The organism is Streptomyces sp. OfavH-34-F (genome assembly GCF_022347745.1).
In the GTDB taxonomy this organism is placed as follows: domain Bacteria; phylum Actinomycetota; class Actinomycetes; order Streptomycetales; family Streptomycetaceae; genus Streptomyces.
Window position 1 is genome coordinate 1 of sequence record NZ_JAKRGC010000248.1, and the last position, 9,787, is coordinate 9,787.

12 protein-coding genes and 1 pseudogene are annotated in these 9,787 nt (G+C 73.8%); 4 read left to right on the plus strand and 9 right to left on the minus strand.

What is annotated here, in order from left to right; all coding sequences use genetic code 11:
- The 3 genes from MHW47_RS26725 to MHW47_RS26735 form a co-directional block, all read right to left on the minus strand.
- On the minus strand, nucleotides 1-719 hold a 719-nt coding region (locus MHW47_RS26725; protein WP_239226328.1), incomplete at its 3' end, for an AAA family ATPase.
- A complete protein-coding gene (locus MHW47_RS26730) occupies nucleotides 716-1,882 on the minus strand; it encodes an exonuclease SbcCD subunit D (protein WP_239226329.1) in 1,167 nt (388 codons plus the stop codon). The genes MHW47_RS26730 and MHW47_RS26725, both read right to left, overlap by 4 nt.
- Before the next feature lie 91 nt (nucleotides 1,883-1,973).
- The gene (locus MHW47_RS26735; protein ID WP_239226330.1) at nucleotides 1,974-2,600 is read right to left on the minus strand and encodes a YigZ family protein; all 627 of its coding nucleotides are present in this window, start codon (nucleotides 2,598-2,600) and stop codon (nucleotides 1,974-1,976) included.
- Nucleotides 2,601-2,658: 58 nt separating this feature from the next.
- Here MHW47_RS26735 and MHW47_RS26740 point away from each other — a divergent pair, with 58 nt between their 5' ends.
- Entirely contained in the window at nucleotides 2,659-3,066 is a 408-nt protein-coding gene (locus MHW47_RS26740) for a CoA-binding protein (RefSeq protein ID WP_239226331.1), read from the plus strand.
- Between the two features lie 28 nt (nucleotides 3,067-3,094).
- Here MHW47_RS26740 and MHW47_RS26745 read toward each other — a convergent pair whose 3' ends face one another.
- The 3 genes from MHW47_RS26745 to MHW47_RS26755 all read right to left on the minus strand — a co-directional run bounded on the left by MHW47_RS26745 (nucleotide 3,095) and on the right by MHW47_RS26755 (nucleotide 5,159).
- Nucleotides 3,095-3,667 carry a YbaK/EbsC family protein gene (locus MHW47_RS26745; protein ID WP_239226332.1) on the minus strand — a complete coding sequence of 191 codons (573 nt, stop codon included), beginning with the start codon at nucleotides 3,665-3,667 and terminating at the stop codon, nucleotides 3,095-3,097.
- Nucleotides 3,668-3,710: 43 nt separating this feature from the next.
- Complete coding sequence (locus MHW47_RS26750; protein WP_239226333.1) at nucleotides 3,711-4,283, minus strand: helix-turn-helix domain-containing protein; 573 nt, start codon at nucleotides 4,281-4,283, stop codon at nucleotides 3,711-3,713.
- Between the two features lie 138 nt (nucleotides 4,284-4,421).
- Nucleotides 4,422-5,159, minus strand: a complete 738-nt coding sequence (locus tag MHW47_RS26755) for a DapH/DapD/GlmU-related protein (RefSeq protein ID WP_239226334.1) — start codon at nucleotides 5,157-5,159, stop codon at nucleotides 4,422-4,424.
- Nucleotides 5,160-5,308: 149 nt separating this feature from the next.
- Between MHW47_RS26755 and MHW47_RS26760 the strand changes: the two genes are divergently transcribed.
- Nucleotides 5,309-5,839, plus strand: a complete 531-nt coding sequence (locus MHW47_RS26760) for a gamma carbonic anhydrase family protein (protein WP_239226335.1) — start codon at nucleotides 5,309-5,311, stop codon at nucleotides 5,837-5,839.
- Between the two features lie 16 nt (nucleotides 5,840-5,855).
- On the opposite strand, the gene MHW47_RS26765 is transcribed toward MHW47_RS26760, so the two are convergent.
- Together MHW47_RS26765 and MHW47_RS26770 are read right to left on the minus strand one after the other, a co-directional pair.
- Nucleotides 5,856-6,497: a DedA family protein gene (locus MHW47_RS26765; protein ID WP_239226336.1), complete on the minus strand. Its 642-nt coding sequence runs from the start codon at nucleotides 6,495-6,497 to the stop codon at nucleotides 5,856-5,858.
- A gap of 156 nt (nucleotides 6,498-6,653) precedes the next feature.
- Nucleotides 6,654-7,091, minus strand: coding sequence for a DUF4442 domain-containing protein (locus MHW47_RS26770; RefSeq protein ID WP_239226339.1), 438 nt, complete (start codon nucleotides 7,089-7,091; stop codon nucleotides 6,654-6,656).
- 156 nt (nucleotides 7,092-7,247) lie between these two features.
- On the opposite strand from MHW47_RS26770, the gene MHW47_RS26775 reads away from it, so the two are divergent.
- Together MHW47_RS26775 and MHW47_RS26780 are read left to right on the plus strand one after the other, a co-directional pair.
- On the plus strand, nucleotides 7,248-8,312 hold the full coding sequence (locus MHW47_RS26775; RefSeq protein ID WP_239226337.1) for a hypothetical protein: 1,065 nt from the start codon (nucleotides 7,248-7,250) through the stop codon (nucleotides 8,310-8,312).
- Nucleotides 8,313-8,366: 54 nt separating this feature from the next.
- A complete protein-coding gene (locus tag MHW47_RS26780; protein ID WP_239226338.1) occupies nucleotides 8,367-9,680 on the plus strand; it encodes an MFS transporter in 1,314 nt (437 codons plus the stop codon).
- On the opposite strand, the pseudogene MHW47_RS26785 reads toward MHW47_RS26780, so the two are convergent.
- Nucleotides 9,642-9,787 (minus strand): annotated as a pseudogene (locus MHW47_RS26785) (spermidine synthase-like protein); the annotation flags it as partial. The gene MHW47_RS26780 and the pseudogene MHW47_RS26785 sit on opposite strands and share 39 nt — an antisense overlap.

Genomic DNA, 9,787 nt, shown 5'->3' on the forward strand with positions numbered 1-9,787 from the left:
GGGTCGCCGGGCCGGGCGTCGGGCAGCGGGCATTCGCGGGCGGCGGGGCCGGCCGCCTGGGCGATGCGCTGGGCGAGCGCGAGGATCTGGTCGTCGCCGGACTTGACCTGTGCCTCGGCCGTCCGGCGCAGGTCGGCGAGGCGTTCCTCGACGGCGGCGAAGCGCCGGGTGTCGAAGAGGCGGCCGAGGAGCCGGCCGCGCGCCTCGGCGTCGGCGCGCAGGAAGCGGGCGAAGTCGCCCTGGGGCAGCAGGACGACCTGGCAGAACTGCTCGCGGCTCATGCCGACGAGCTGGGTGATCTCCTCGCCGATCTCCTGGTGCGACTTGCTCAGCCCGCGCCAGCCGTGCTCCGGGTGGTGTTCGCGCAGCCGGCTCTGCGCCTTCTCCGTGGTGTGGCCGCTGCCGCGCTTCTTGGGGCGGGTCTGGGCGGGGCTGCGGGTGATCTCCAGGCGGCGTCCGCCGACGGTGAGGTCGAGCTGGACCTCGGTCGGCAGGTCGGCCGGGGCGTGGTCGCTGCGCAGCGAGGTGCCGGGGCTCTGCCGGGCGCCGGGGACGGCTCCGTACAGGGCGTAGCAGACGGCGTCCAGGACGGAGGTCTTCCCGGCGCCGGTCGGCCCGTGCAGCAGGAAGAGGCCGGCGGCGGAGAGCGCGTCGAAGTCGATCTCCTGCGTCGTGCCGAAGGGGCCGAACGCGGTGATGCGCAGGGTGTGGAGCCTCACCGGTTCACCTCGCGGACGCCGTCCTCCACGCGGACGTGGTCGAAGGCGCCGCGCAGCACCGCCCGTTCCCGTTCGTCGGTTCCGCAGCCGCCCCGGACGTGGGCCACGAAGTCCTCCGCGATGCTCTGGTCGTCGCGTCCGCGCAGCCGGCGGGCGTACGAGGTCTCGGGGTCGCCGGGGGCCCGGTCGGGTTCGAAGACGAGGGCGAGGGTGTGCGGGAAGCGTTCGGCGAGCCGGGCCATGGGCTCGGCGGGGCGGACCGGGTCGGTGAGGGTGGCCTCCACCCAGGCGTCCTCGTGCCGGTCGAGCGCCGGGTCCTCCAGCAGCGCGTCGAGCCGGCCCCGGAGGCGGGCGAGGCGGCGGGGCACCGGGCAGTCGATCCGTTCGCCGGTGACGGCGCCGGAGGCGTCCAGGTCGATGAGCCACATGGTCTTGCGGTGGTCGGCCTCGGAGAAGGAGTAGGCGAGCGGGGAGCCGGAGTAGCGGACCCGGTCGGTGACGGCCTGGCTGCCGTGGAGGTGGCCGAGGGCCACGTAGTCGACGCCGTCGAAGACCCCGGTGGGCACCGCGGCGACGCCGCCGACGGTGATGTCGCGTTCGCTGTCGCTGGGCTCGCCGCCGGCGACGAAGGCGTGGGCGAGGACGACGGAGCGGGTGGTTGCGGGGCGCCCCGCGAGGTCGGCGCGGACGCGGTCCATGGCGGCGGTGAGCACGGCCTCGTGGCTGGTCCGGCCGGCCTTGAGGACGTCCTTGACCAGGGCGGGTTCCAGGTACGGGAGCCCGTAGAAGGCAACGTCGCCGTGGGTGTCGGCCAGGACGACGGGGGCGTGGCAGTGCGCGGGGTCGGTGCGCAGGTGGATGCCGGCCCGGCCGATGAGTCCGGCGCCGACGCCGAGCCTGCGGGCCGAGTCGTGGTTGCCGGAGATCATCACGGCGGGCACCCCGGCGGCGGCGAGGCGGTGCAGGGCGTCGTCGAAGAGGCGCACGGCGCTGAGCGGGGGGACCGCCCGGTCGTAGACGTCGCCCGCCACGACGACGGCGTCGACCTCGTGCTCGCGGACCGTGTCCACCAAGTGGTCGAGGTAGGCGGCCTGGGCGTCGAGCAGGGAGACCCGGTGGAAGGACCGGCCCAGGTGCCAGTCCGATGTGTGCAGAATCCTCAAGACCCGGCTCCGGTCCGCATCGTTCGCTTGCTGTGTCCCTGTGCGCTCACGCCCCACAGTCTCCCATCGCGCCGGGGGCGCGCGGTCCGCGTCAGGCGTCGTCGTACGCCTCGCCGCCGAGTTCCACCCGTGCCTCACCGGCCGTGGCGTCGGCCAGCCAGCGGCGGAAGTCCTCCACCTCGGCGTCCGGCAGCCCGATCTCGATCGTCACCTCGGCCGCATACCGGACCTCGCGCACGGTCCTCCCGGTGGCCCGCAGCTCGTTCTCCAGCCGGCCCGCCCGCTGGTGGCCGACCGTGACGGTGGCGAGCCGGAAGCGGCGGCGGGTGCGGGTGCCGATCGCGTCGAGGGCTTCGCCGACCACTCCCCCGTACGCCCGGATCAGACCGCCGGCGCCGAGCTTCACCCCGCCGTAGTAGCGGGTGACGACGGCGACGGCGTAGCAGACCTCGCGGCGGGTCAGCATCTGGAGCATGGGCACCCCGGCGGTGCCGCCGGGCTCGCCGTCGTCGCTCGCCTTCTGGACGGAGGCGTCGGCGCCGATCACGTACGCGTAGCAGTTGTGGGTGGCGGTCGGGTGCTCCCTGCGGACGCGGGCGACGAACTCCTGCGCCTCCTCCTCGGTGGCCGCGGGGGCGAGCGCGCAGATGAAGCGGGACCGGTTGATCTCGCTCTCGTGCACGCCCGCGCGGGCGACGGTCCGGTACTCCTCCTGCATGCCGCCACCCTATGCGTGCTGCGGGAATGGCCGGGACGGGCGGCCGGTTGTGGGGTGCATGGACGCAGACACGGAGACGATCCGCAGGATTCTGGAAGACACCGGCGACACCTGGGCGGTCGTGGGGCTGTCCGGCAACCGGGCGCGCGCCGCCTACGGCGTGGCCGAGGTCCTCCAGCGCTTCGGCAAGCGGGTGGTGCCGGTGCATCCGAAGGCCGAGGCGGTGCACGGCGAGCAGGGGTACGCCTCGCTGGCGGACATCCCGTTCCCGGTGGACGTGGTGGACGTCTTCGTCAACAGCGATCTGGCGGGCGCGGTGGCCGACGAGGCGGTCGCGGCCGGCGCCCGCGCGGTCTGGTTCCAGCTCGGTGTGGTGGACGAGGAGGCGTACGCGCGCACCCGGGCGGCGGGCCTGGACATGGTGATGGACCGCTGCCCCGCCATCGAGATCCCCCGGCTCGGTTAGCCGGGTCGTCGGTCAGTCGGTCCGTCGGTCAGGGGGCGTCCGGGGCGCGGACGCCGAGGCCCTCGACGACCTCGGCGCCGGGGAGGGCAGCCAGCGCCTTGCCGGTCACGATGAGCTTGCCCCGGCGGGAGCCGCTGCCGATGAGGACCCACTCCTCGTCCACGACGGCGGAGTCGATGAGCAGCGGCCAGCCGGCCGGGAGTCCGACGGGGGTGATGCCGCCGTACTCCATGCCGGTCTCGCCGACCGCCGTGTCCATCGAGGCGAAGCGCGCCTTGCGCAGGCCGAGGTGCTTGCGGGCGACGCCGTTGACGTCGACGCGGGAGTGCGACAGGACGACGCAGGCGGCGAGGGTGACGTCGGCGCCGCGCTTGCCGGAGAGGACGACGCAGTTCGCCGAGTGGTCGAGCAGTCCGGCGCCGTGGTGGGCGACGAAGGCCGCGGTGTCGGCGATCTCGGGGTCGGTGTCCACGTGGAGCACCTGGTCGGGCGTGATGCCTCCCCAGCCCGCGCCGACCGCGGCGGCCACGGGGGCGGTGAGCAGGTCCCGGCGGTCGGCGGCGGGGAGGGCGTTGTCGAAGGAGCCGAGGGGTGCGCGCATGCGCGTCACGCTAACAGCGGCGCCGTGCGGCGCGGCGGGCGTCTCATCTGACGGGCGGGATGCTGACGGCCATGCTGAGTTCGCAGATCTCGTCGCCGTCGTTGCGGTAGCCGTGCGGGTGGTGCGCCTGGAAGGTGGCGGAGGTGCCGGCGGGCACGGTGTAAGGGGTGTCGTCGACGACCAGGGTGAGGGTGCCGGCGGTGACGTGGAGGAGTTCGACGGTGCCCTCGGGGTGCGGGTCGGAGCGGCTGCCGTCGCCGGGCATCAGCCGCCAGGACCAGAGTTCGAGGGGGCCGCGCGCCTCCGCGCCGACCAGCAGGGTGGTGGCGCTGCCCGCCTCGGTGGACCAGAGGCGGACGGCCTGGTCGGCGGGGACCAGGCGGACGTGGGAACCCTGTTCGTAGTCGAGCAGGGTGGTGATGCTGACGCCGAGCGCGTCGGCGAGCTTGACCGTGATGCCGACGCTCGGGTTGGTGCGGGCCTGCTCGATCTGGATGATCATGCCGCGGCTGACTCCGGCGCGGGCGGCCAGCGTGTCCAGGGTGAAGCCGCGCTCGCCCCGCCAGCGCTTGAGGTTGCGCGCGAGGGACTGGGTCAGCTGATCGAGGTCGGTCACATTCCGTCCAATATCGTCTCGGCCGTGGTCGGGCGTACCGCACCGCGGTGCGGTGCCGTGAGCCCACCGGTCCGTCGCACTGTACTGCGGGGCACCGGCCGGGACGGGGCCGCCGGCGGTACGGGGGGACGGGGCGGGTCAGCCCTCTTCCAGCTCCGCCACGGCCAGCAGCTGCTCCGGGGTCACGCCCTCCGGGATCGGTACCGGGGCCGGGGTCCGCAGCGGCGGCTGCCAGCCCTCGTCCGGGTGCCAGCTGCGTACGACGCGGGCGGGCGCGCCCGCCACGACGGCCCGGTCGGGCACCTCGCCGCGCACGACGGCACCGGCGGCGACGACCACGTTGCGGCCGAGCCGGGCACCGGGCAGGATCACCGCGCCGGTCCCGATCCAGCAGCCGGGGCCGATGGACACGGGCTCCATCCGGGGCCACTGCTTGCCGACCGGCTCGTGCGGGTCGTCGTAGCTGTGGTTGGTCGAGGTGATGTAGACGTACGGCCCGCAGTACGTGTCCGCGCCTATGGTCACCGTCGTGTCGGCGACGACATGGCTGCCGCGCCCCAGCACGACGCCGTTGCCGAGGGTGAGGATCGGGTCGGGGCCGAGGTCCAGGTCGGGCATGAGCCCGGCGGTCAGCGTGACCTGCTCGCCGATGACGCAGTGCTCGCCCAGTTCGATCCACGGTTCGCCGAACACCGTGCCCTGCGGGAACGCCAGCCGGGTGCCCGCGCCGATCCGGCCGAACCGCAGCCCGCCGGGGTGCTCGGCGGTGACCGCGCCGGCCTCCCGCGCCCAGCGCCAGCAGCGGTGGACGGCCCCGGACAGGGCGCGCCGCCGCCACGCGGTGAGGGCGGCGAGGGCGTTTCGGTGGGTGGGCACGGGCTCACGGTAGTCCGCAGCCCCGGACACGGCGCGCGCTACGGACTGTGATCTTCACCCCAACGCCCCGGCGGTCCGGCCGGGGGTCGCATACGGTGTGCCCGAGCCGCGGCACGGGGACACGGCACCGGAACACGGAGGAGCGCGCGATGGCGGAGCAGGCGTTGGTCATGGCCCTGGGCGGCAAGGAGCCGCGCATCGACGCGGACGCGTTCACGGCGCCGACCTCGGTGGCGATCGGCGACGTCACGATGGCCGCGGGCTCCAGCCTCTGGTACCAGGCGGTGCTGCGGGCGGACTGCGGCCCGATCGTGATCGGCGCGGACTCCAACATCCAGGACAACTGCAGCGTGCACGTCGATCCCGGTTTCGCGGTGACGGTCGGCGAGCGGGTGTCGGTGGGACACAACGCGGTCCTGCACGGCTGCACCGTCGAGGACGACGTCCTGATCGGCATGGGGGCCACCGTTCTCAACGGCGCGCACATCGGCGCGGGTTCGCTGGTCGCGGCGCAGGCCCTCGTCCCGCAGGGGATGCGGGTGCCGCCGGGTTCCCTGGTGGCGGGGGTGCCGGCGAAGGTGAAGCGGCCGCTCACCGAGGAGGAGCTGGCGGGCGTCCGCTTCAACGCGGTGGGTTACGTGGAGCTGGCCAGGGCGCACCGCGAGGCGTGCGGCGGCTGAGGCCGGGCGCGCCGGTTCAGTCGGCGACGGGCGCGGGGGCCGGCGCGGCATGGGCGGCGGCCTTCTTGGCGCGGCTCTTGAGGATGAGCATCGAGGTGAGGCCGATCAGGACGGCGATGCCCAGGCCCAGGTAGGAGAACCGCTTGAGCCAGTCCTCGGCGACGACGCCCACGGAGTAGATGACGGCGGTGGTGCCGCCGGCCCAGACGATCCCGCCGAGCACGTTGGCGACGAGGAACTTCCAGTACGGCATGTGCAGCACGCCGGCCAGCGGTCCGGCGAAGATGCGCAGCAGGGCGACGAAGCGGCCGAAGAAGACGGCCCACACGCCCCACTTCTGGAAGGAGCGCTCGGCCATGGCGATCTGGCTCTCGCCGAAGTGCCGGGGGAACTTCCCGCCGAGCCAGGCCAGCAGCGGCCGGCCGCCCCTGCGGCCGATGGCGTAGCCGATCGAGTCGCCGATCACGGCACCCGCCGTGGCGCAGGCGCCCAGAATCCAGGGGTTGACGCCGTCGTGGCCGGCGGCCAGGAGCGCGGCGCTGATCAGCACGATCTCCCCGGGCAGCGGGATGCCGAGGCTCTCCAGTCCGATGACGAGGCCCACCAGGAGGTAGACGCTGATCGCGGGGACGGTCTCCAGCCATTCCTGGATGTGCAACGCCGTTTCCTCCGTAGTGATGCGGGTCGCCCGCCGGGCGGCCCTCACGGCGCCGGCGCACGGCGGGCAGCCTACCCGCAAGCGCCGCCGGGGCCGACAGCGCGAAGGGCCGCCCCGCGCCGGTCCGGTGCGGGGCGGCCCTTCGGGCGTACGGGTTCAGGAGTGGGGGCGCAGCGTCCAGATCACGGTCATCTCGCCGGTCACCGCGCCGTCCGCGCGCCGGATCTCCACCGTGACGGGGAACTCGGGGCGCTCGCCCGCGTCGAGTTCGGCGACGACCTCGGCGGCGGGGCGGCCGAGGGTGGCGGTGGCGGTGACCTCGCCCATGGCGAGCTTCTTGTAGCCGATCTCGGCGCGCACCGCGAGCGGCACGGCGCGCGAGAGCTGGTCGCCGAACGCGGCGATGACGATGGCGCCGCTCGCCGACTCGGCCAGCGTGAACATGGCTCCGGCGTGGGGTCCGCCGACGTGGTTGTGGTAGTCGGGCTGGTCCGGCATGCGGATCACCGCGCGGTCGGCGGTGGTCTCCAGGAATTCGAGGTTGAGGGTGCGGACCATCGGCACGGTCGCGGCGAGCATCTCGCCGGCGGTCATCTGTTCAGCGCTCATGGACCCTGATGTTACTCACGGGTAGAAGTCTTTGGCCATGCCCTCACGTCCGGTTCCCGGCCGCGGCCGCCGCGGCCTTCACCGTTCGCACACAGGGGCGGGCGTGGCATGCCGCGCGGGGCCCCTCTATCGTTACTGGCCATGTGGCCAGGACAGCAGCCGCCCGGGGGCGAGCAGAACCCGCAGGACCAGAACCAGAACCCGTACCAGCAGCCGGGGTACCAGCAGCCGAATCCCTATCAGCAGCCGGGATATCAGCAGCAGGGGCAGCCCGGTTACGGGTACCCGCAGCAGGGCGCGCCGGGGGGTTACGGACAGCCCAACCCGTACCAGCAGCCGACGGCCCCGCAGTACGCGGTGCCCGGCCCGCCCGGCCCCGCGCAGCCGGGCGGTGACAAGAAGAAGACGACGCTCATCGCCATCGTCGCGGCGACCGCGGTCGTGGTGGCCGCCGGGGTCACCGGCTTCCTCGTGCTGAACAAGGACGACGACAAGGACGGCAAGAACGTCGCCGGCAAGCCGTCGGCGTCCGCCAAGCCCTCCGAGCCCGCCGCGTCCGCGTCGCCCGAAGAGAACCCGCGCGGCGGCGAGGACGCCCAGCCGCAGATCCCGGGCTGGAAGGTCGTGACCAACCCCAAGTGGGGCACCCAGTTCGACGTACCGGGCGACTGGGAGGTGTCCTCGCCGAGCACGCTGTCCTACTTCGAGGACGAGAAGAAGGACGACGGTTCGCCGCTCATCGGCTTCACCGGCCCGGCGGACCTCAAGCAGGAGTGGTGCACGGACGACGCCGACAAGGACGGCACCAAGGACAAGTACAGCCTGGCCGGGGCCGGCACCCGGGGCGCCGAGGGCGCGACCGACGCCGACCAGAACGCCCGGAACGAGGCGGGCACCTGGGCCTGGGCGGCGTTCGCGCAGCACATGCCCAAGAAGACCATCAAGATCAGCAAGCCCAAGCAGTACACCACCAAGTCGGGCCTCACCGGCAGCCTGGTCACCGCCACCGCGCCCGACGTCAAGAAGCGCTCCAAGTGCAGCACCGACGGCAAGACCTACGCGTTCACGTTCAAGAACAGCAAGGGCCAGTTCTCCTCGTGGGTGCTGTACGCCGTCGCGGGCGTCGACGACGAACTGCCCAACGCGACCATCGAGAAGATCCTCAGCACGGTGCGCATCGTGCCGGCCACCGAGACCGAGTCCTGAGCCAGGTCCGGTAACTCATTTGCGTGACGGGGGCGGGACCGCGATAGTCCCTGGGTGACCGACGCAGCCGCCCCCGCCCCCCGCTCCGCCCGGCCCGTACCGGCGGGCCGCAACTACCGGCTGCTGACCGCCGCCTCGATCATCACGGGCCTGGGTACCCACGGCGCGCTGATCGCGGCGGCGTTCGCGGTGCTCCAGGCGGGCGGCAGCGCCGGGGACGTCGGCCTCGTCGCCGCCGCCCGGACCGTGCCGCTGGTGCTCTTCCTGCTGATCGGCGGGGCGGTGGCGGACCGGATACCCCGCCACCGGGTGATGGTCGCCGCCAACGCCCTCAACTGCGTCTCGCAGGGCGTGTTCGCCGTGCTGGTCCTGGCCGGCGAGCCGCGGCTGTGGCAGATGATGGTGCTCACCGCGCTGTGCGGCACCGGCCAGGCCTTCTTCAGCCCCGCCGCCGAGGGCATGCTGATGTCCAGCGTCAGCGGCGAGCAGGCGAGCCGCGCCTTCGCGCTCTTCCGGATGTCCACGCAGGGCGCCGCGATCGGCGGCGCGGCCCTCGGCGGTGCCATGATCGCGGCCATGGACCCCGGCTGGGTGCTCGCCGTGGACGCCGCCGCCTTCGCCGTCGCCGGAGCCCTGCGCGCCTTCCTCGACGTCAGCCACGTCCCGGAGCGCGCCCCCGGCGGCGGGCTCCTCGCGGACCTGCGGGACGGCTGGAAGGAGTTCACCGGCCGCCCCTGGCTGTGGGCCGTCGTCGCCCAGTTCTCCGTCGTCGTCGCCGCGGTCGGCGCCGCCGAGGCCGTCTACGGGCCGCTGGTCGCCCGCGACTCGCTGGGCGGCGCCCGGCCCTGGGGCTTCGCCCTCGCCGCGTTCGGCGCCGGCAACCTGGCCGGGGCGCTGCTGATGATGCGGTGGAAGCCGCGCCGGCTGCTGCTGGCGGGAACGCTCTGCGTCTTCCCGCTGGCCCTGCCGTCGGCCGGGCTCGCCGTGCCGCTGTCCGCCACCTGGCTGTGCGTGGTGATGTTCGCCAGCGGTACGGCGATCGAGGTGTTCGGCGTCTCCTGGATGACGGCGATGCACCAGGAGATCCCCGAGGAGAAGCTGTCGCGCGTCGCGGCCTACGACTGGTTCGGCTCGGTCGCCATGGTGCCGGTCGCCACCGCCCTGGCCGGCCCCGTCGAGTCCCTGGTCGGGCGCGGCACGGCGCTGTGGGGGTGCTCCGCGCTGATCGTGCTCGTCACCGCGGCGGTGCTGTTCGTGCCGGACGTACGCAACCTGACCCGCCGGACCGGGTCCGTCGAGGTGGCCGCCGCCCCGCCCGTACCGCCCGCGTCAGCCGATCCGGAAGGCGCCCTCGGGCGGCTCGGGTGAGGCCACCGCGTCCTCGTCGCCCACCGGCCGGGCATCGCGCGTGAAGGCGGCCAGCGCCGCGCCGTGCTCCACCCGCGCCGGGAAGGCGTCGGCCGCACACCGCCGGG

Excerpts from the sequence above, each read along its gene's own strand:
- MHW47_RS26740 (WP_239226331.1), top strand. The coding sequence starts at position 2,659 with ATGGACGCAGACACGGAGACGATCCGCAGGATTCTGGAAGACACCGGC.
- MHW47_RS26775 (WP_239226337.1), top strand. The coding sequence starts at position 7,248 with ATGTGGCCAGGACAGCAGCCGCCCGGGGGCGAGCAGAACCCGCAGGAC.
- MHW47_RS26770 (WP_239226339.1), bottom strand. The coding sequence starts at position 7,091 with ATGACCGCCGGCGAGATGCTCGCCGCGACCGTGCCGATGGTCCGCACC.
- MHW47_RS26745 (WP_239226332.1), bottom strand. The coding sequence starts at position 3,667 with ATGCGCGCACCCCTCGGCTCCTTCGACAACGCCCTCCCCGCCGCCGAC.
- MHW47_RS26760 (WP_239226335.1), top strand. The coding sequence starts at position 5,309 with ATGGCGGAGCAGGCGTTGGTCATGGCCCTGGGCGGCAAGGAGCCGCGC.
- MHW47_RS26735 (WP_239226330.1), bottom strand. The coding sequence starts at position 2,600 with ATGCAGGAGGAGTACCGGACCGTCGCCCGCGCGGGCGTGCACGAGAGC.